Consider the following 20,552-nt stretch of genomic DNA (forward strand, 5'->3'; position numbering starts at 1 on the left):
CCGTGCTGTACTCGTCGACGACGCCGAGCGCGAAGCGCCACGCGTTCCGGCTGGCCCTGGCCGGGACGGAGCTGCTGCGGTTCCCGGGCGCCTTCAACCCGTTGTCCGCCAAGCTGATCCAACGGCACGGCTTCGACGGGGTGTACGTCTCGGGGTCGGTGCTGGCCGCCGACCTCGGGCTGCCCGACGTCGGGCTGACGACGCTCACCGAGGTCGCGGGACGGTCCGCGCAGGTCGCCCGCGTCACCGACCTCCCCGTGCTCGTCGACGCCGACACCGGGTTCGGCGAACCCCTGTCGATGGCCCGCACCGTGCAGGCCCTGGAGGACGCCGGGGTCGCCGGGCTGCACGTGGAGGACCAGGTGAACCCCAAGCGCTGCGGGCACCTGGAGGGCAAGCAGGTCGTCGACGAGGCGACGGCGGTGCGGCGCGTCCGGGCCGCCGTCGACGCCCGCCGCGACCCCGACTTCCTCGTCGTCGCGCGCACCGACGTGCGGGGCGTGGAGGGTTTCGACGCGACGGTCCGCCGGGCGCGGGCGCTGGTCGACGCGGGCGCGGACGTCGTGTTCGCCGAGGCGATGGCGGACCTGGGCGAGTTCGAGGCGATCTGCTCGGCGCTGGAGGTCCCGGTGCTGGCGAACATGACGGAGTTCGGCCGCAGCGACCTGTTCACCCACGCGCAGCTGCGCGACGCCGGGGTGCGGATCGTCATCCACCCTGTGTCGCTGCTGCGGCTGGCGATGGGCACCGCCGACCGCGCCCTCACCGAACTGGGCGCGACGGGGACCCTGGAGGGGACGGTGCCCGGGATGCAGACCCGCGCCGAGCTGTACGACCTCGTCGACTACGCCGGGTACGGCGCGTTCGACTCCTCCGTGTACGACTTCAGCCTGGAAGGGAACCGAGGATGATCCACAAGGGTCTGGCCGGGGTGGTCGCGGACACCACGGCCGTCTCCAAGGTCGACCCGGACACGAACTCCCTGCTGTACCGCGGCTACCCCGTGCAGGAGCTCGCGACGCTGCCGTTCGAGGCGGTCGCGCGGCTGCTGTGGGACGGCGAACTCCCCACCGAGCGGGCCCTGGGTGAGTTCTCCGCACGGGAACGGGCCGGGCGGGCGCTGGACGAGCGGGTCCGCCGCGTCGTCGAGGAGACCCCGGTGTCGGCGCACCCGATGGACGTGGTCCGCACCGCCGTCAGCGTCCTGGGGACCCTCGACCCGCAGACCGGGGACCACTCCCCGGAGGCGGAGCGGGCGAAGGCCGAGCGGCTGTTCGCGGCGCTGCCCGCCGTCGTCGGCCTCGCCCAGCGGCGCCGGCGCGGGCAGGACCTGCCCGCACCCCGCGACGACCTCGGGTACGCGGCGAACTTCCTGTGGACGGTCACCGGCGCCGAACCCGACGAGGTCGCCGTCCGCACGTTCGAGACGTCGCTGGTCCTGTACGCCGAGCACTCCTTCAACGCCTCGACGTTCGCGGCCCGCGTCGTGACGTCCACGCTGTCGGACCTGCACTCGGCCGTCACCGCCGCGGTCGGGGCGCTGAAGGGCCCCCTGCACGGAGGCGCGAACGAGGCCGTCTGGCAGGTGTTCGAGCAGATCGGGCCGGGGGAGGGCTCGGCCGGCCGCGCCCGCGACTGGCTGGCGGCGACCCTGGACCGGCACGGGAAGGTCATGGGTTTCGGGCACCGCGTCTACCGGAACGGTGACTCGCGCGTCCCCACGATGCGGGCCGCGCTGCACGAGCTCGCCACCGCCCGCGGCCGCACCGACGTCCTCGACCTGTACGACGCGCTGGAGGGGGCGGTTGCCGAGGCGAAGGGGATCCGCCCCAACCTCGACTACCCCGCCGGGCCCGCCTACCACCTGCTCGGCCTGGACACCGACGTGTTCACGCCGGTGTTCGTGGCCGCGCGGGTGGTCGGCTGGACCGCGCACGTCGTGGAGCAGCGGGCGGCGAACTCGCTCATCCGGCCGCTGTCGGAGTACGACGGCCCGGCCCCGCGGCACGTGCCGGGGGCCGGGTGAGCGGTCAGGCGTCGCCGCCGTCGATCTCCACGGCCCCCACCGCGGTGACCCGCCAGGAACCGTAGGTGTCGAACCACGCCTCGACGACGTCGAACGAGGACTGCTGGTCACCGGCGAGCAGCGTCGCCCGGCCCAGCGGCCCGGCGGCCAGGGCGTCGACGAGGTGACCGGTGACCCCCGGCGCGAACACGACGTCCTCGGCGGGGACGCCGCGCTCGACCGCTTCGACCGCCAGGGCGGCGGCGGTCCCGTACCGGTCCTCCCCAGCGGCCCGGTGCGGCATCGGCAGCGCGGCGAGGGCTTCGGGGAACACACCTTCCGGCCCGCCGGCGACCGTCACCTCGGTCACCCCGCGCGCCCGCAGGGCCTCCCCGGCGGGGATCGGGTCGTCGTCGGCGACCAGGACGAGGGGTTCACCGAGGCGGGCGGCGGGCCCGGCCGCGGCGAGCGCGTCCACGAGGTGCGCGTCCTCGCCCGAGGCGACCCAGCCGTGGGTCTTCGTGGGCATGAACGCGGCCACCGCGCGCGACGTGGCGTACCGGTCCGCGCCGGCCAGGCGCTGCACGTCCCCGATGCCGAGGGCCCGCAGGCGTTGCGCGGTGGTGGCCGACAGGGCGTCCTCGCCGCCGACGAGCAGGACCGACTGGACGCCGGTGGTGCGCAGGTAGTCGGCGGTCGCGGCGGGGACCGCGTCGCGGGTCGCGAGCAGCACCGGCGCGGCGAGGCTGCGGGCCAGCGGCCCGGCCGACAGGGCGTCCACGAGGTGGCGGTCCTCACCGCTGACCAGGACGGCCACGTCGGCCTCGGGGAAACCGTGGGCGGCGATCGTGGCGGCCGTCGCGAACCGGTCGGCGCCGCTGAGCTGCACCACCTGGTTCGGGGTGCCGCTGGGCAGCTGGGCGCCCTTGGCGGGCACCCGGCAGGACGGGTGGTGCACCGGTGGCGACGGCGAGCACAGCGGGGTGAGGGTCTCGAACCCCGGTTCGGGTGCCGCGGCGGCCGACGGGGCCGCCAGCGTGGTCACCGCGAGCGCCGCCGCCGTCAGCAGCGCGTTCCGCAGGGACGTCCTGGACACTGGTCCTCCTGAGATCGGGTGGGGCCAGTGTGGCAGCTGTGACGTTCCCGGGTGGGGGTTTTCCCGGGCTGCGCACCCGAGGGGGGAGGGGGAGGATCGGGCGGTGCCCAGACGCAGCGCCGGGATCCTGCTCCACCGCCGCACCGCCGCGGGCGGGGTCGAACTCCTCCTCGGTCACCTCGGCGGGCCGTTGTGGGCGCGCAAGGACGAGCGGGCCTGGTCGATCCCCAAGGGTGAACCCGAACCCGGGGAGGAACTGCCCGACGCGGCGCGCCGGGAGTTCACCGAGGAGCTGGGGTTGCCCGTGCCGGACGTGGAGCTCGTGGCGCTCGGGGAGGCCCGGCAGTCCGGCGGGAAGGTCGTGACGGTGTGGGCGGGGGAGGCGGACCTGGACCCGGCGGCGGTCACGCCGGGGACGTTCACGATGGTCTGGCCGCCGCGGTCGGGGCGGGTGCAGGAGTTCCCCGAGCTCGACCGGGTCGCCTGGTTCCCCCCGGAGGGGGCGAGGGAGAAGCTGGTGGCGGGCCAGGTGGTGTTCGTGGACCGGTTGCTGGAGCTCCTCGGTCCCTGAGCCGGGCGACGCGGCGCCCGGCCCGGCGCACCGAGGGCTTCGCGTCTCGGACCGGAGCGGGTGCCCGCGGGCGGGGACGACCCCCGTGCGTGTGAGCGGGGGGTCCCTGTGCGTCCGGGCCGCTGGCCCGAACGGGTGAACTCGTGGCCCGGGGAGGCCCACGACCCCGGCTCGCGGGGGATCCACCGCCTTTCGGCGGCCCGGTGGTGTCGGAGCTGTTCCCTACGGTCCCCGCATGATCGAGTCCTCGTCCACCTCGGCCGCACCCGCCGTCGCCGCTCCTGCCGCGGTCGCACCGTGACGGTTCCCGCCCGCGGCGCGGGGCACCCCCGCGAGTCGGCGCTGTCCCCCGGCGCGCTCCGGCTGGAGACCGGCCTCGGGGTCGGGCCGACCGGCCCCCTGGGGAGCCCCCGGTTCTTCCAGGGGTTCCTGAGGCACCCCGCCGCCGCGGCCCGTGGCCTCCTGAGCGTGGCCGCGGTGGCTCGCGCGCGGTACTCCACCGCCGGGCAGGCCGGGTTCCGCGACCCGGTCGTGACGGCCGACGGGACGTCGCTGCGCTTCGAGTCCTTCTCCAGCTGCGGTGGCGTCCACGCCCGGCTCGACCTGCTCCCCGACGGGCTCGACGGTGAGGCCGCGCAGCGGGGTACGACGAACGTCGACGTGAACCTCCCGCTGCAGCGCGCGCTCGCCCTCGTCGACGACCGGGACCTGCTGCACGTCGCCGTGGGCTCGCAGGACCTGACGGTGACCACTGCCGGTGCCTCCCTCACCGAGGCGAAGGTGACCCTGCCGCCCCGCTGGGTCCGGGGTTTCGCCGAGGCGGCGATCTCGCTCGCGCAGATGGACCTGCGGGCCGAGGTCCCCGCGACGGAGGCCAGGAGGTTCCTGCGGGCTCTGCCGCGCGGGACCCGGCAGCAGACCCTGTGGGTCGTCCCGGCCGGGCGGGGCCTGCGCACGACGACCCGCGCGGTGCCGGGGGCGGTCTGCCTCGCCGGCCCGCGCCGGGTCGAGGTGCTCGACGCGGTGCTGCCGCTGGCCACCACCGTGCGGCTCTACGCCCCGCCCGTCACGGGCCGGGAGGCGGCCGGCGCGTGGGAGGTCGACCTGCCCGGGGCCCGGCTCACGCTGGTCCTCTCACCCGAACCGGCGCGGGGTTTCTCCGGGGAGGGCGGCGTGCTGGAGACGCTGGCCGCGGCAGACCCCGGTGACGACACCGCCCGGGTGCTGGACCTGCTGTCCTGGGCCCCCGGTCTGCCGCTGGAGGTCATCGCCGACGCCCTCGCGCTGGACGCGACCCGTACCCGGCGCGCTCTGGTGGACCTGGGGACCTCCGGCCGGGTGGGCTACGACCTGTCCGCCGCGTCCTGGTTCCACCGGGAACTCCCGTTCGACCCCGCCCGCGCCGAACGCGACAACCCCCGGCTGCGCGCCGCCCGCGGCCTCGTCTCCGAGGGCGCTGTCCACGAGCGGCAGGACGGTGTCGTGGTGGTGCGCCGCCCGGACGGTGAACGGCACGTCCGCCGCACCGGGACGGGTTTCGCCTGCACCTGCCCGTGGTGGGTCGAGCACACGGGCGCGCGCGGGCCCTGCAAGCACGTGCTCGCGGCGCAGATCGTCCTGCGGGCCCGGACCACCGCGTCGCAGCCGGCGGTGACCGCGTGAACCCGCTGGTCGAGCAGCTCCAGGTCGCCCTGGACGGGGACAGCCCGAAGCTCGTCGCCGAACTCCTGGCCGGGGTCCCGGAGGCCGAGCGGGTCCCCTGCCGCGTCCTGCTGAAGCAGTACCGGCAGAACCGGTTCCGCGACGCCTGGGTGGTGGCCGCCGCCGGCCTGGAGAGCGGGGCCGTCGCCGTGGCCCGACGGTTGCGCACCGCGAGCCCGCCGACGAGCTGGCTCCCGATCGCCGGGTACCGCCCCGACGAGGCGCGGACGTCGGGGGCGAGAGCCTGGCCCCTGGTCGCCGACGTCCTGCTGGAGCGGCGGGTGACGTGGCTGCCCGACCTCGTGACCCGCCTCGCCGAGGTGGACCCGCGGGCGTGGGGTGACGACCGGCAGGTGCTGACCGAACGGCTGCGCCTGGCCCTGGACCTCCCGCGCCCCCACGGCGCCGGGTACCTGCGCTGGGTCGTGCAGCAGCAGCTCAGCGCACCCTGGCGCCGCGACGACCGCTCGACCGCCGAGCGGCTGCGCGCTGAACCGGACCCCGACGCGCTGGTCGCGGCGGTCCTGACGGTGCCGGGCGTGGGCACGGAGCTGAACGTCCGGCGCGGGGAGTTCCTCGCGCAGTGGGGACCGGAGGGCTGGCACGCCGCCCTGCGGGAGACCCTGGCGGACGGCACCCTGGACCGCGACCGCTTCCTCGACGCCCTGCTCGGCGCGCTGCTGGTCGGCGGCCCCGTCGCCCACCAGCACGACCTGGCCGTCGTGCTCGCCGAGGCCCGGGTCTGCCCCCGGCAGACGGCCACCCGCGTCCGGCAGTTCTGCGCCCTGGTCCCCGAGAGCACCGGCCCCGTCGCCGGCGCCGCCCTGGAGACCGTCCGGGCCGCGGTCGCAGCCGGGGCCGTCGACCCCCGCGAGGCCCTCCGGGCGACGGCGCCCGCGCTGCACCGCCGGGAGAAGGGCTTGCTGCGCACCCACCTGCGCTGGCTCGTCGACCTCGCCCGGCAGCACCCGGACCTGCGCGACGACGTGCTGCTCGCCGTGGCGGAGGTGTTCGCGCACGAGCACCACGACCTCGCCCGGCAGGCCTGGGACGCGGCTGAGGAACTGCGCGACGGCGCCCCGGGCACCGTCCTGCACCACCTGAGGCAGCGGGCCCAGGACCTCCCCCCGGACCTGAGCCACCGAGCCGCGAGCGCGCTGGGCGGCGCGCCCGGGGCCGAGACCGCCGAGACCGCCGAGACCGCCGACGACGAGCTCGCACCGCTGCCCCCGGCACCCCACCCTCCTCGGGTGCAGGACCTCGACGAACTGGTCGTGGCCATCGCCCAGCACTCCCGGCACTGGCAGCCGGCCGACGCGGAGCGGGTGCTGGACGGCGTGGCGCGCTTCGGCGGGCGGGACCTGGACGCCCTCGTCGCCGCCCTGGCCCCGGTGGCCGACCGCTTCGGCCTCGGCTGGGAGCACACGTCCCACTTCGCGATCTACCCGTTCCTCGCCGCCGCCACCCGCCGCCCCGGCGCGCCCCGGTGGCGCGGGGAGAGACCCCCGCGCCCCGGGCCGCTCCCGTCCGGTGGGGAGGGCGTGCTCGCGCTCCGCGCCCAGGAGGTCGTTGAGCGGGTCCGGGCCGGCGAGTCGGCCCCGCTGCTGTCCTTCCCGGACACGGCGACCGGTCACGTCGACCCCGGACGCGTCCTCCGCGACCTCCAGCGCGCCGCCGCCACGGGGACCGCGCCGTGGCCCCTCGACCTCGAGCAGGCGTGGCTGCGGTTCCCGCGCACGGACCTCGACCCCACCTACCCCGACCAGCTGCGCTCGGTGGGCGTACCGGCGGCCGACTGGTTGTCGCAGCAGCTCACCGGCCCGCGCCCCGAGGCGCTGGCGACGGCGGAACCGGTACCGCCCCGAGGTTCCCGCAGCGGGTACCGGGTCGCGGCCGAGGGTGCGGGTTGGCCCGTGGTGTCGCTGAGCGGTTCCGGCGCGCGGACCCCGCTGGCCCGGCAGGGGCTCGGCGGGACCGAGCTGCCCGCGCAGGTGGTGGAGCACTGGTGGTGGGGCGGGGGGTGGGAGGCGCTGCACTCCCTCACCTGCCTGCCCTCGGACCGGGAGGTCGCTGCGGGTCACCTCGTCGCGACCCTGGTGAACACCGAGCGCCGCCGCGACGTCTCGGTCGTGTCGGCGATCGCCGTGCTGCCGGAGGCGCAGGGCCCCACCGGCCGGGCCACGCACCTGGCGCTGGCCTACGCGCTGCTCAGCTGCGACGACCGGGTCCGGTCGGCCGCCCTCGACGCCGTGAGCGGGTTCGCCGCCGCGGGTGGTCTGGACGCCACCGCCGCCGGGGCGGCCCTGGGAGAGCTGATCGTGCGGGAGGAGACGAAACCCGTGCGGGTCGCCCGGGCCCTGGCCCCGCTCGCCCGTGACGACCGGCCGCGCGTGCGCGGCTTCACCGCCCGGTACCTCCTGGCCGCGCTCGCTCCTGTCCTCCCGCTGCGCCGCAACGGTTCAGCGGACCTCCTCGCCCTGGCCGCGGACACCTGCCACGGGACCGGTCCCCACCCGCCGGTCCCCGGCCTCGCGGCGCTCGTCGAGGCCGGCGGGCGCAGCCGGCTCGTCGTCGAGGCCCGTCGGCTGCTCGCCCTCACGCAGCCGTAGGTGGGGCGGGCAGCCGCAGAGGCGGACCTGGGAGCGGCCCGGCACCACCCCGGCGGCTCGGCGGGCTCGGCGGGCGGGGGTGACCCGCCCCCCGGGGGACCGTCCCGCCCGTTCCCGGTGCGGTACCGACGGTCGGAGGAGGCGGGAGGCGCCGATCGGGTGAGGACCGGGCGCGCCGGCCGTGCTGTGATCGGGGCGTGAACCCCGACGGCGACCTGCTGGACTTCGTGCGGCGCACCGCGGAGGGGGAGGCGCACCGCCGGAGGGGACTCGTGGTGGCCGCGGTGCGCGGCGGGGAACGGGCGGTGCACGGCGTGGGCAGCACCGGAGGCGCGGGAGCCGCCCCGGATGGCGACACCCTGTTCCAGGTCGGGTCCGTGACCAAGGTGTTCACGAGCCTCCTCCTCGCGACCGCGGTGGTGCGGGGGGAACTCGCGCTCGACACCCCGGTGGACGGACTGCTCCCCGAACTGCCCACGCCGGCGCCGCAGCCGGCGATCACGCTGGCCCACCTGGCCGGGCACTCCTCGGGGCTGCCGCGCCTGCCGCCCGGGCTGCTGCTGCGCGGACTGCGCCAGAGGTCCGACCCCTACCGGGGGTTCGGCGTCGACGACCTCGTCGCCGGCTACGGCAGGGCCAGGCCCCGGGCGCGTCCCGGCCGGCGGGTCCGGTACTCCAACTTCGGCACCGCCCTGCTCGGGCAGGCCCTCGCCCGGCACGCCGGGACGTCCTGGGAGCGGCTCGTCGCCGACGAGGTCACCGGACCCCTGGGCCTGCACGACACCGTGCCCGACCTGCGCGCCGACCAGCAGGACCGTCGCGCGGCCGGGCACTCCGGGCGCCGCCGGCCGGTGCCCGACTGGGACCTGGCCGCGGTCGCACCGGCCGGCGGGCTGTGGTCGAGCGCGCACGACGTCCTGGCCTTCCTCGGCGCGCACCTCGAACCCGAGGCCGGCCCGGTGCCCGACGCGCTGCGCTTGGTGCAGCAGCCGCGGTTCCGGGCGACCCGGTGGCTGCAGGTGTGCCTGGGGTGGATGCTGACCCCGCTGAGGGGTTCCCGGTGCTCCGTGCTGTGGCACAACGGCGCCACCGGCGGTTTCTCCTCCTTCGCCGGGTTCCAGCCTGAGCTCGGTGTCGGGGTCGTGGTGCTCGCCAACACCGCACGGTCGGTGGACCGGGCGGGGATGGCTCTCCTGGCCGACCTCGTGAAGGGCGCCGACGGCCCCTGAACCGGACCCGCGGCGCGGGGCGTGACGCCCTCTCCGCCGGGAACGTCAAGGGAGCGCGTCAAAGCACCCGCGACTGTAGTTGTGCGGTTCCTGCGGGTCAACGTCCGGGACGGGTGAGTTCCCCCGTACCGGGCCCAGCGAACCCCGCGGCGGCGCGAACGCGCTTAGGATCCACCGGTGGGATCGACGAGGACGACACGCAGCCGGGACCGCTCGCCGAGCATGGTGGAAGTGGCTGCTGCGGCGGGGGTTTCGGTGGGCACCGTCTCCAACGCCCTCAACCACCCCGACCGGGTGCGGCCCGCGACGCTGGCCCGGGTCCACGCCGCGATCGAGCAGCTCGGGTTCTCCCGCGAGGGGGCGCGCCCGGCGCGCACGAACCCGAGCATGGTGGAAGTGGCTGCCGCGGCGGGGGTTTCGGTGGGCACCGTCTCCAACGCCCTCAACCACCCCGAGCAGGTCCGCCCCGAGACGCTCGCCCGGGTCCGCGCCGTCATCGAGCAGCTGGGTTTCACCCCCAACGCCAACGCCCGCTCCCTGGCCGGCGGGGAGAACCGGACCATCGGTCTGGTCGTCGTCGACCTGGGGAACACGTTGTTCGTGGACATCGCCCGCGGCGCGCAGCGCGAGGCCGCGGCCCGCGGCGAGAGCCTGCTGGTGACCAACAGCGACCGCGACGACGCCCAGCAGGACGCCCACCTGGACCTGTTCGAGAGCGCCCGGGTGCGGGGGGTCGTGCTGGCACCGCTGAGCGACCCGTTCGCAGGGATCCAGCGGGTCCGCCGGCACGGGACGCCGCTGGTCGTCGTGAACTACGACGACGGCCGGCAGGACTGCTGCACGGTGCTGGTGGACAACGAGCGCGTCGGCTACCTGGCCGCCCGGCACATGGTCGAGCTGGGGCGGCGTCGGCTGGCGTGGGTCAGCGAGCTGAACGACCTGCAGCCGGTGCACGAGCGGCAGGCCGGGGTCCGGCGCGCGGTGCGGGAGGCGGGCCGGGGGGTGAGCCTGGTCGAGCTGGACACCGAGGGCGTGGGGGAGAACGACGGCGGGCACGTCGTCGAGGAGGTCCTGGCCCTGCCCGCGCGGCGGCGCCCGGACGCCCTGATCGCGGTCACCGACATGCTCGGGGCCTCCGTCGTCGAGGCCCTCCAGGGCGCGGGGCTGTCGGTGCCCGGGGACATCGCGGTCATGGGCTGCGACCACGACGCGCGCGCCTGGGGCGGGGCGGTCCCGCTGACGACGGTGCGGATGGAGGGCGAGCAGATGGGCGCGGCGGCCGTGCGGCTGCTCGCCGACGAGGTCGCCGAGGGCGTCGACCACGTGCACCGCCGGGTGGTGGTGCAGCCCTCGCTGCTGGTGCGCGAGAGCAGCGCCGGCCGCGTCCCGCGCTGAACCCGTCGGACCCCTCCCGGGGTTGACGTGCCGGGTGGCAGCTCGTACTTTTTCGTCAGCAACGTAATGAAGCGTCTCACTCAATCGCACCGCCCCACCCGTGACCGTCTCGACGAGGAGACCCCCGTGGCCCACCGCACCCGCCGCACGCCCCGCACCCTCCGGGCCCTGGCCGCCCTCAGCCTGACCCCCCTCGTGCTGACCGCCTGCAGCGCGGGCAGCCTCGGGTCTTCCGACGACGGCGGTGACAGCGGCGCCACCACGATCTCCTTCCTCGTCGACAACGCCCCGCAGACCGTCTCCACCGCCGAGGCCCTCGCCGAAGCCTTCAACGGCTCCCAGTCCGAGGTCCGCGTCGAGGTCGAGACCCGCCCCCAGGGCGGCGAGGGCGACAACCTCGTCAAGACCCGCCTCCAGACCGGCAGCATGGACGACGTCTTCGCCTACAACTCCGGGTCGCTCTTCCAGCAGCTCGCCCCCGCCACGACCCTCACCCCGCTGACCGGGGAGAGCTTCCTCGACGCCGTCGACGACAGCTTCGACCCCCAGGTCAGCGTCGGCGACGACGTGTACGGCGTGCCGCTGGGCACCGCCTTCGGCGGCGGCGTCCTCTACAACCGCGCCGTGTACCAGCAGCTCGGGCTCCAGGTGCCGAAGACGTGGGCGGAGTTCACCGCCAACAACGAGAAGATCAAGGCCGCCGGCATCGCCCCGGTCATCCAGACCTACGGCGAGACGTGGACCTCCCAGCTCCTCGTCCTCGGCGACTTCCACAACGTCGCCGCGGCCAACCCGTCCTTCGCCGAGGACTACACCGCCGGGAAGGCCAAGTACGCCACCGACCCGGCGGCCATCAAGGGGTTCGAGCACACCCAGGAGATCCACGACAAGGGGTTCGCGAACTCCGACTACGCCTCGGCCAAGGTCGAGGACGGCATCCGCACCCTCGCCGCCGGTGAAGGCGCCCACTACCCCCTGCTGTCCACGAACGTCGCCACCATCCTCAGCGTCGCCCCCGAGAAGATCGGTGACATCGGGTTCTTCGCCCTCCCCGGCGACGACGCCGCCACCAACGGCCTCACCGCGTGGTTCCCCGGCGGGGTCTACGTCCCGAAGTCGACGACCGGGGAGAAGCTCGACGCGGCCAAGCAGTTCCTCACCTACCTGACCACCGCGGACGCCTGCGACATCCAGTCCACCCAGAGCATCCCCACCGGCCCCTACCTCGTCGACGGTTGCGACCTGCCCGCCGACGTCCCGCAGATCACCAAGGACGTCAGCGCCTACTTCGACTCCGGCGCGCAGTCCCCGGCGCTGGAGTACGTCTCGCCCATCAAGGGCCCGGCGCTGGAGCAGATCCTCGTCGAGGTCGGATCCGGCATCCGCTCCGCCCAGGACGGCGCCGCCCTCTACGACCAGGACGTCCAGAAGCAGGCCCAGCAGCTCGGCCTCGAAGGCTGGTGACCGAGGCCCGACCCGTCAGGAAGGTGAACACCGTGGCCGCCACGACGTCCGCACCCCCCACCCGGGCCTCGACCCCACCCGCCCGCCGTCGCGGTCGCAGCCCCTACCCGGGATGGTTCTACCTGCCCGCCGCGATCGTCTACGGGGTGCTGTTCCTCGTCCCGACCCTGCTGTCGCTGTACTTCAGCATGACGCGCTGGACGATCTTCACCTCGGAGTTCACCGGCTTCGACAACTTCGTCCAGTTCTTCTCCGAGCCGGCCCTCACCAAGGGCTTCGTCAACACCTTCGTCTACGCCGCGATCACCTCCGGCGCCAAGGTCGTCCTCGGTCTGGCCCTGGGCATGCTGCTGACCTCCCAGATCGTCGGGCGCGGGTTCCTGCGCGCCGTCGTGTTCTTCCCCGTCCTGGTCTCCAGCGTCGGGGTCGGCATCACCTTCCAGGTCCTGATGAACCCCTCCAAGGGTGCCATCAACGCCGCGCTCGGGGTCATCGGCATCGATGGCCCCGGCTGGCTCACCGACCCGTCCCTGGCGTTGTTCTCCGTCGCGATGGTCGACGTCTGGAAGGGCGTCGGCCTGGCCACCCTCATCTACATGGCCGGGATCGTCTCCATCCCCAAGGAGTACTACGAGGCGGCCAAGGTCGACGGCGCCGGCTCCTGGACGCTGTTCCGCAACGTCGTGTTCCCGCTGTCCTGGCCGGCGACGTCCACCGTCGTCACCCTGTCCCTCATCGGGGGCCTGCGGTCCTTCGACCTGATCTGGGCCATGACCAAGGGTGGACCCGGGTTCACGTCCGACGTCATCGCCTCGGTGATCTACAAGCAGTACCAGGCCGGGTTCTACGGCCTGTCCACCGCCGGCAACGTCATCCTCTTCGTCGCGGTCATCGCCGTCGTCCTGCCGCTGACCCGGCTGCTGGCCCGCAAGGAGGTCGAACTGTGAGCGCCACCGTCCAGTCCCGCCCGGACGCGGGGGCGGCCCCGGCGCGCCGCGGCGGCGGCCGCGTCGGCGGCCCGCGCGCCTCCCTGTACCGCTACGGCGTCGGGGGCCTGGCCATCGCCGTCAGCCTCGTCGTGTTCGTCGTCCCCTTCGCGTTCATCGTGCTCGTCGCGGCGATGGACGCCCGGCAGGCCGGGGAGTTCCGCTTCGCCTGGCCCCGCGAACCGCAGGTGTGGCAGAACCTCGTCGAGGTCGTGCAGACCCGCGACTACCTGCTGGTCATCGCGTTCATCAACTCCATCGTCCTGACCGTGGCCAGCGTCACGATCATGGTCGTGCTGGGGGCGATGGTCGCGTTCGTCCTGCAGCGCCGGAAGTCCCGGGTGACCGCCCTGGTGAACTTCCTCGTCCTGGCCGGGCTCGTCATGCCGCCCGCGGTGGTCCCGACCATCTGGGTCCTGCAGCGCCTGGGGATGTTCGGCACCATGCCCGGGCTGATCCTCGTCGAGGTCGCCTTCGGCCTGTCGTTCACGATCCTGCTGTTCCGGGCGTTCATCTCCACCATCCCCCGCGAGCTCGACGAGGCCGCGGTCCTGGACGGCGCCGGGCCGCTGCGGCTGTTCTTCCGCATCGTCCTGCCGCTGCTGCGCCCGGTGCTGGTGACGGTGGTGCTGGTGCAGTCGGTGACGGTGTTCAACGACTTCCAGACCCCGCTGTACTTCCTGCCCGGCGACGCCGGGGCCACCGTCCAGCTGACGCTGTTCAACTTCCAGAGCCAGACCACGTCCAGCTACAACCTGCTGTTCATGGACATCCTGCTCATCACGATCCCGCCGCTGGTGCTGTACCTGTTCTTCAACCGCCAGATCGTCGCCGGCATGACCTCCGGCGCCGTCAAGGGCTGACCCCGAACCCCGTGAACGGACCCCCCGTGCCCCACCGCCCCGACGTCACCCTCACCGACCTGCGCGCCGAGCACGGCCGGCCCGCGCTCGGCCTGGGTACCGCCCGCCCGCGCCTGTCCTGGATCGCCCGCCCCACCGGCACGACCCCGTCCGCGTGGCGGCAGACCGACCACGAGGTGCGCGTCACCGCCCTGCCCGCCGTCCCCGGCGCGGCACCGCGCGCGTGGACCAGCGGGCGCACCGGCTCCGGCGACAGCGTCCTCGTGCCCTGGCCGGCGCCCGACCTCGCCTCCCGCGAACGGGTCCGCGTCGAGGTCCGCGCCTGGAGCGCCGACCACCCCGACCCCACCGCGTGGAGCGCCCCGCTGGAGGTCGAGACCGGGCTGCTGCACCCCGGCGACTGGGCCGCCGTCCCCGTCGGCCCGGACTGGGAGGAGGAACCCGGCACCGACCACCGCCCCGCCCTGCTGCGCCGGGAGTTCCACCTGCCCGGCCCCGTCGCCCGCGCCCGCCTGCACGTCACCGCGCACGGCGTCCACGAGGTCGAGGTCAACGGCGCCCGCGTCGGCGACGAGGTCCTCGCGCCGGGCTGGACGAGCTACCACCACCGGCTGCGGCACCGCACCCACGACGTCACCGCGCAGCTGCGCGAAGGGGCGAACGCCCTCGGGGCGTGGCTGGCCGACGGCTGGTACCGGGGCCGGTACGGCACCCACGGCGGGAACCACGACCTGTACGGCACCCGCACCGCGCTGATCGCCCAGCTGGAGGTCGACCTGGCCGACGGCCGGCGCGTCGTCGTCACCACCCACCCCGGCGACGGGGCCGACGGGGGCGCGTGGCGCGCCGCGCACGGCCCGATCACCGCCGCCAGCCTCTACGACGGGGAGGAGTTCGACGCCCGGCTGGCCGTCCCGGGGTTCTCCGCTCCCGGGTTCGACGACTCCGCGTGGGCCGGGGTGCGCGGGTACCAGCGGGACCCGGCGACCCTGGTGGCCGCGCAGGGCCCGCCGGTGCGCTGCACCCGGGAACTGCGGCCGGTGACGGCCCTCACCACCCCCTCGGGCGCGACGGTCCTGGACTTCGGGCAGAACCTCGCCGGGCGGGTGCGGATCCGCGTCCGCGGGAACGCCGGGGACCGCGTGACGCTGCGCCACGCCGAGGTCCTCCAGGACGGGGAGCTGTGCACCCGGCCGTTGCAGCGCGCCCGCGCCACCGACACCTACGTCCTGGCCGGGGACCCGGCCGGGGAGGAGTGGGAACCCCGGTTCACGATGCACGGGTTCCGCTACGTCGAGGTCACCGGCTGGCCCGGGCGGCTGGGCGAGGGTGACGTCGTCGCGCGCGTCCTGCACTCCGACCTGGACCGCACCGGCTGGTTCAGCTGCTCCGACGAGCGGCTGAACCGGCTGCACGAGAACGTCGTGTGGTCCATGCGCTCGAACTTCGTCGACGTGCCCACCGACTGCCCCCAGCGCGACGAGCGCCTCGGCTGGACCGGCGACGTGCAGGTGTTCGGCCCCACCGCCGCCTTCCTCTACGACGTCGGGGGTTTCCTGGCGAGCTGGCTGGCCGACGTGGCCTGCGAGCAGCTGCCCGACGGCACCGTCCCCTGGTACGTGCCGATGATCCCCGCGGAGTTCTGGGACCCCCCGCGGCCCGGCGCGCTGTGGGGCGACGTCGCGGTCCTGCTGCCCGCGGTGCTGCACGAGCGGCTCGGTGACACCGGCGTCCTGCGCCGCCAGTACGCCTCCGCCCGCGCCTGGGTGGACCTCGTCGAGCGCCTCGCCGGCCCGACCCGGCTGTGGGACACCGGGGTGCAGCTCGGCGACTGGCTCGACCCGGCGGCCCACCCCGAACGCCCCGGCGACGGCCGCACCGACAAGTACCTCGTGGCGACCGCCTACTTCGCGCACTCGGCCCGCACCCTGGCCCGGATCGCCGGAGTGCTGGGGGAGGAGGCCGACGCGGCCCGCTACGACCGGCTGGCGGCCGAGGTCCGCGAGGCGTTCACCCGCGAGCACGTCCGCGCCGACGGCCGGCTGTCCAGCGACGCGCAGACCGCCTACGCCCTCGCCCTCGCGTTCGACCTGCTGGACGAGCCGCGGCGCGAGGCCGCCGGTCGGCGCCTGGCCGAGCTCGTCGCGCAGGACGGCAACCGCGTCGCCACCGGTTTCGCCGGGGTGAACGTCGTCACCGACGCCCTCACCCGCACCGGCCACGACGCCACCGCCCACGCGCTGCTCACCGAGACCGGCTGCCCGTCCTGGCTGTACCAGGTGTCGATGGGCGCGACGACGACGTGGGAGCGGTGGGACTCGCTGCTGCCCGACGGCACCGTGAACCCCGGGCACATGACGAGCTTCAACCACTACGCGCTCGGGTCGATCGCGGACTGGGTGCACCGCACCGTCGCCGGGCTCGCCCCGGCCGCCCCCGGGTACCGGCGGCTGCTGGTGCGGCCCCGCCCCGGCGCGGACCTCACCGCCGCCTCGGCCCGCCACGAGACCCCCTACGGGCCGGCCTCGGTCGCCTGGCACCGCCGCGACGGTGAACTCGTCGTCGACGTCGACGTCCCGCTGGGCGTCACCGCCACGGTCGACCTGCCCGGCCGCCCCGCCGTCGAGACCGGCGCCGGGCACCACCGCTTCGCCGTCCCGGACACGGCCGCCGCCCCGCCCGCCACCGGCGCCCCCAGCGCGCTGCAGCCGGCCTGAACCCCCACGCACGGAGGAACCCATGCCCACCTGGCAGGCCACGATGATCGCCGCGGACGGCGACGCCGACCGCGACGGAGCCCCGCTGCTGCGGCGGCGCTTCACCCTCGACGACGGCCACGGGGAGGTCGCCCGCGCCGTCCTGCACGTCACCGCCCAGGGCGTCGTCGAGACGTTCCTCGACGGGGAGGCCGTCTCCGGCGACGTCCTCAGCCCGGGGTGGAGCAGCTTCGAGTGGCGGCTGCGCTACCGCACCCACGACGTCACCGCGTCCCTGAGCACGGGGTCCGAGCACGTCCTGGGCCTGGCCCTGGGCAACGGGTGGTTCCGCGGCCGGCTCGGCTGGAACGGCGGCCGCGCGTACTACGGCGAGGACCTGGGGGGTTTCGCGCAGCTGGAGGTGACGTTCGCCGACGGGCACGTCCAGACCCTCGTCACCGACGGGTCCTGGGAGTCGCACGCCTCGGCGGTCACCGCGAACGACCTCTACGACGGGCAGGACGTCGACGCCCGCCTCCTCGACCCCGCCTGGGCGACCACCGCCGGCACCGGCGACGGGTGGGGCGGGGTGCGGGCGCTGGAGTTCGACACCGCGCTGCTCACCGAGCACGTCGGGCCCCCGGTGCGCCGCCAGGAGGTCCTGCCCGCGCAGCGGGTGTGGACGTCCCCGTCGGGCCGGACGCTGGTGGACTTCGGGCAGAACCTCGTCGGCTGGTTGCGGTTCACCGTGCGCGGCGAAGCCGGGCAGGTCGTCACCCTGCGCCACGCCGAGGTGCTGGAGGACGGGGAGCTGGGCGTCCGCCCGCTGCGCACCGCGAAGGCCACCGACACGTTCACCCTCTCCGGCGGCGACGACGTCTTCGAGCCCACGTTCACGTTCCACGGGTTCCGCTACGCCGAGGTCGACGGGTGGCCCGGGGAACTGCGCGAGCAGGACCTCGAAGCCGTCGTCGTGCACTCCGAGCTCGAACGCACCGGCGAGTTCGAGTGCTCCGACGAGATGCTGAACCAGCTGCACCGCAACGTCGTGTGGGGCACGAAGGGGAACTTCCTCGACGTCCCCACCGACTGCCCGCAGCGCGACGAGCGGCTCGGCTGGACCGGTGACCTCGCCGTGTTCGCCCCCACCGCGGCGTACCTGTACGACGTGGAGGACTTCCTGCGCGACTGGATGCGCGACCTGGCCGCCGAGCAGGCCGCCCGCGACGGCCTCGTCGCGTTCGTCGTCCCCGACGTCCTGAAGCACGTCCCGCCCATCGGGGCGTTCCCCGACCCCGACAGCACCGCCGTCTGGTCCGACGTCGCGGTGTGGCTGCCGTGGGCGTTGTGGGAGGCGTACGGCCGGCGGGAACTGCTCGCCGAGCACTACCCGGCGATGACCGCCCACGTCGAACGGGTCCTGACCCTGCTGTCCCCGCAGGGGCTGTGGGACACCGTGTTCCAGTTCGGCGACTGGCTCGACCCCGACGCCCCGCCGGAGCGCCCCGCCGACGCCAAGGCCGACAAGGGCGTCGTCGCGACCGCCTGCCTGTTCCGCTCGCTGCGCACCGTCGCCGACGCCGCCCGCGTCCTGGGGCACCCGGGCGACGCCGAACGGTTCGACGCCGCCGCCGCGCGGGTCCGCACGGCGTTCCTGGAGCACTACGTCGACGAGCAGGGCCTCGTGCTGTCCGACTGCGCCACCGCGTACGCCCTGGCGATCGAGTTCGGGCTCCTGACCGGGGCGCAGCGGGAGTGGGCCGGGCAGCGCCTGGCCGAGATCGTGGAGAAGGCCGGGTACCGCGTCTCCACCGGTTTCGCCGGGACCCCGTACGTCACCGGGGCGCTGTCCGGCACCGGTCACCTCGACGCGGCCTACCGGCTGCTCACCGAGCGGGAGTGCCCGTCGTGGCTGTACCCGGTGACGATGGGCGCCACGACGGTCTGGGAGCGGTGGGACTCCATGCTGCCCGACGGATCCATCAACCCCGGGGAGATGACGAGCTTCAACCACTACGCCCTGGGTGCGGTCGCGGACTGGATGCACCGGGTCGTGGCGGGACTGTCCCCGCTGGAACCGGGCTACCGCCGGTCCCTGGTCGCCCCGCAGCCCGGCGGTGGCCTCACCTGGGCGCGCGGGTCCCTGCGGACCCCGCACGGGAACCTCGCGGTGCGCTGGGAACGGGGCGACGCGGGCCTGGTCGTCGACGTGGAGGTCCCCGCGGGGACGACCGCCGTGCTGCGCCTGCCCGGTGAGGCCGACCGGGAATTGCCGGCCGGCACCCACCGGGTCACGGCGGCGGTCACCGCGTCCTGACCGCTCCCGGGCCCGCGCGGGTCAGGTCTCGTACCAGGGGGACAGGACCGCGCGGGCCAGGGTGTGCCCGGACATCGTGAACCCCAGGAACGCCGGCGTCGCCCCGCGCCCCACCCCGACCCGCTCCACGTCGAGGGCGTGCACGGCGATCCAGTACGTGTGCCGCCCGTGGCCCGCCGGGGGGGCCGCACCCAGGTAGCGGGCCAGGCCCGCGTCGTTGGCGAGCTGCCACGCCCCGTCCGGCAACCCCGCGCCGTCCTCGCCCCCGGCACCGGCCGGCAGCGAGGTCGTCGTCACGGGGACGTCGACGAGCGCCCAGTGCCAGAACCCGCTGCCGGTGGGGGCGGAGGGGTCGTGGACGGTGACGGCGAAGCTGCGCGTGCCCGCCGGGAACCCCGACCAGGACAGCTGCGGGCTGGTGTCGGTGCCGCCGGCGCCGAAGATGCCGGAGACCTGCGCGAGCGGGAGCCGGGCGCCGTCGGCGACGTCGGCGCTGGTGAGGGTGAACGCCGGGACGTCGGCGATCGCGGTGTAGGGGTCCGGGGAACCGGTGGTGCCGGGCACGTGTCCTCCTGGTGGTGGGTTCAGCGGGCGGTGGGGACCAGGACCATCCGGAAGCGGGCCAGGCCCGCCACCATCCGGTCGTAGGCGGCAGGAGCGTCTTCGAGGGGGACCTCCTCGACGTGGGCGCGGACGCCGGTGAGCTGCGCGAAGGCGAGGGTGTCCTCGACGTCGGTGGCGATCCCGGACGGGTGCCCGACGACGCTGCGGGAGGGGGCGATCAACTGCAGCGGGCTCACCGGCATGGGGTCCGGCTCGACGCCGATGACGAGCAGTTCCCCGCCGTCGCCGAGGCCGTCGAGGGCCTGCACCATCGCCGCGGAACTGGCGGCCGTGGCCAGTGCCGCCCGGGGCCGGCCGAGCGCGCGCAGCGCCGCGGGGACGTCCTCGGCGGTGGAGTCGACGTAGTGGTGGGTGCCGAGCCGGTGGGCCAGGGCGCGCTTGCCCTCGCCGCGGGCGACGGTGACCACGCGCATCCCCATCGCGGCGGCGAACTGCACCCCCAGGTGCCCCAGCCCGCCGAGCCCGACGACGGCCACGGTGTCCCCGGCGCGCAGACCGCTGCGGCGCAGCGCGTTGTAGACGGTGACCCCGGCGCAGGCCAGCGGCGCGGCCTCCACGGCGGTGAGCCCGTCGGGGACCCGGGCGAGGGCGTTCGCGGGGACGAGCAGCGCCTCGGCGTACCCGCCGGGGTAGGCGACGCCGGGGATCTGCGTGTTCTCGCAGTGGATGAAGCTCCCGCGCCGGCACGGGTCGCACCAGCCGCAGTGCCCGCCGTACCAGCCGATCGCGACGCGGTCCCCGACCCGCCAGGGCCGCACCCCCTCCCCGACGGCGTCGACCCGGCCGGCGATCTCGTGACCGGGCACGACGGGGAAGATCGAGGGGCCGAAGGCGCCGCCGAGGACCTTGGAGTCGGTGTGGCAGACGCCGCTGGCCTCCACGCTCACCCGGACGTGACCGGGCAGGGGGTCGGGGACCTCGCGGTCGACGAGGCGCAGCGGGGCGCCGGGGCTGTCGGACACGACGGACCGGACGGCGGTTCGGGTGGTCACGGGG

At 75.2% G+C, this 20,552-nt stretch carries 15 protein-coding genes; 12 read left to right on the plus strand and 3 right to left on the minus strand.

Annotation, left to right across the window (positions count from 1 at the left end; translation table 11 throughout):
- Positions 1 to 2: 2 nt before the first annotated feature.
- The gene (gene prpB, locus ACRYM6_RS09450) at positions 3 to 911 is read left to right on the plus strand and encodes a methylisocitrate lyase (protein WP_432542612.1); all 909 of its coding nucleotides are present in this window, start codon (positions 3 to 5) and stop codon (positions 909 to 911) included.
- A complete protein-coding gene (locus tag ACRYM6_RS09455) occupies positions 908 to 2,026 on the plus strand; it encodes a bifunctional 2-methylcitrate synthase/citrate synthase (RefSeq protein ID WP_432542613.1) in 1,119 nt (372 codons plus the stop codon). Before prpB ends, ACRYM6_RS09455 begins: the two co-directional genes overlap by 4 nt.
- Positions 2,027 to 2,030: 4 nt before the next feature.
- Here ACRYM6_RS09455 and ACRYM6_RS09460 read toward each other — a convergent pair whose 3' ends face one another.
- A complete protein-coding gene (locus ACRYM6_RS09460) occupies positions 2,031 to 3,101 on the minus strand; it encodes a cell wall-binding repeat-containing protein (protein WP_432542614.1) in 1,071 nt (356 codons plus the stop codon).
- Positions 3,102 to 3,204: 103 nt separating this feature from the next.
- Here ACRYM6_RS09460 and ACRYM6_RS09465 point away from each other — a divergent pair, with 103 nt between their 5' ends.
- The 10 genes from ACRYM6_RS09465 (at position 3,205) to ACRYM6_RS09510 (ending at position 18,932) form a co-directional block, all read left to right on the plus strand.
- Entirely contained in the window at positions 3,205 to 3,672 is a 468-nt protein-coding gene (locus tag ACRYM6_RS09465) for an NUDIX domain-containing protein (protein ID WP_432542616.1), read from the plus strand.
- A gap of 297 nt (positions 3,673 to 3,969) precedes the next feature.
- Positions 3,970 to 5,334, plus strand: coding sequence for an SWIM zinc finger family protein (locus ACRYM6_RS09470; RefSeq protein ID WP_432542617.1), 1,365 nt, complete (start codon positions 3,970 to 3,972; stop codon positions 5,332 to 5,334).
- Complete coding sequence (locus ACRYM6_RS09475; protein ID WP_432542618.1) at positions 5,331 to 7,982, plus strand: DUF6493 family protein; 2,652 nt, start codon at positions 5,331 to 5,333, stop codon at positions 7,980 to 7,982. Before ACRYM6_RS09470 ends, ACRYM6_RS09475 begins: the two co-directional genes overlap by 4 nt.
- A gap of 197 nt (positions 7,983 to 8,179) precedes the next feature.
- The gene (locus ACRYM6_RS09480; protein WP_432542619.1) at positions 8,180 to 9,211 is read left to right on the plus strand and encodes a serine hydrolase domain-containing protein; all 1,032 of its coding nucleotides are present in this window, start codon (positions 8,180 to 8,182) and stop codon (positions 9,209 to 9,211) included.
- Positions 9,212 to 9,433: 222 nt separating this feature from the next.
- On the plus strand, positions 9,434 to 10,606 hold the full coding sequence (locus ACRYM6_RS09485) for a LacI family DNA-binding transcriptional regulator (RefSeq protein ID WP_432542675.1): 1,173 nt from the start codon (positions 9,434 to 9,436) through the stop codon (positions 10,604 to 10,606).
- 27 nt (positions 10,607 to 10,633) lie between these two features.
- Positions 10,634 to 12,070 carry an ABC transporter substrate-binding protein gene (locus ACRYM6_RS09490; RefSeq protein WP_432542620.1) on the plus strand — a complete coding sequence of 479 codons (1,437 nt, stop codon included), beginning with the start codon at positions 10,634 to 10,636 and terminating at the stop codon, positions 12,068 to 12,070.
- Positions 12,071 to 12,093: 23 nt separating this feature from the next.
- Positions 12,094 to 13,017, plus strand: coding sequence for a carbohydrate ABC transporter permease (locus ACRYM6_RS09495; protein ID WP_432542621.1), 924 nt, complete (start codon positions 12,094 to 12,096; stop codon positions 13,015 to 13,017).
- Between the two features lie 83 nt (positions 13,018 to 13,100).
- Positions 13,101 to 13,919, plus strand: a complete 819-nt coding sequence (locus tag ACRYM6_RS09500) for a carbohydrate ABC transporter permease (protein WP_183391544.1) — start codon at positions 13,101 to 13,103, stop codon at positions 13,917 to 13,919.
- Between the two features lie 26 nt (positions 13,920 to 13,945).
- Complete coding sequence (locus ACRYM6_RS09505) at positions 13,946 to 16,636, plus strand: family 78 glycoside hydrolase catalytic domain (RefSeq protein WP_432542622.1); 2,691 nt, start codon at positions 13,946 to 13,948, stop codon at positions 16,634 to 16,636.
- Positions 16,637 to 16,658: 22 nt separating this feature from the next.
- Positions 16,659 to 18,932, plus strand: coding sequence for a family 78 glycoside hydrolase catalytic domain (locus tag ACRYM6_RS09510; RefSeq protein ID WP_432542623.1), 2,274 nt, complete (start codon positions 16,659 to 16,661; stop codon positions 18,930 to 18,932).
- 21 nt (positions 18,933 to 18,953) lie between these two features.
- On the opposite strand, the gene ACRYM6_RS09515 is transcribed toward ACRYM6_RS09510, so the two are convergent.
- Positions 18,954 to 19,496 carry a YbhB/YbcL family Raf kinase inhibitor-like protein gene (locus tag ACRYM6_RS09515; protein WP_432542624.1) on the minus strand — a complete coding sequence of 181 codons (543 nt, stop codon included), beginning with the start codon at positions 19,494 to 19,496 and terminating at the stop codon, positions 18,954 to 18,956.
- Between the two features lie 20 nt (positions 19,497 to 19,516).
- The gene (locus ACRYM6_RS09520; RefSeq protein ID WP_432542625.1) at positions 19,517 to 20,548 is read right to left on the minus strand and encodes an alcohol dehydrogenase catalytic domain-containing protein; all 1,032 of its coding nucleotides are present in this window, start codon (positions 20,546 to 20,548) and stop codon (positions 19,517 to 19,519) included.
- Between the last annotated feature and the right edge of the window lie 4 nt (positions 20,549 to 20,552).

The organism is Kineococcus rugosus (assembly GCF_050871975.1).
GTDB lineage: Bacteria > Actinomycetota > Actinomycetes > Actinomycetales > Kineococcaceae > Kineococcus.

Coding starts and splice junctions, on each gene's coding strand:
- ACRYM6_RS09485 (WP_432542675.1), top strand. CDS start 9,434: ATGGTGGAAGTGGCTGCTGCGGCGGGGGTTTCGGTGGGCACCGTCTCC.
- ACRYM6_RS09455 (WP_432542613.1), top strand. CDS start 908: ATGATCCACAAGGGTCTGGCCGGGGTGGTCGCGGACACCACGGCCGTC.
- ACRYM6_RS09510 (WP_432542623.1), top strand. CDS start 16,659: ATGCCCACCTGGCAGGCCACGATGATCGCCGCGGACGGCGACGCCGAC.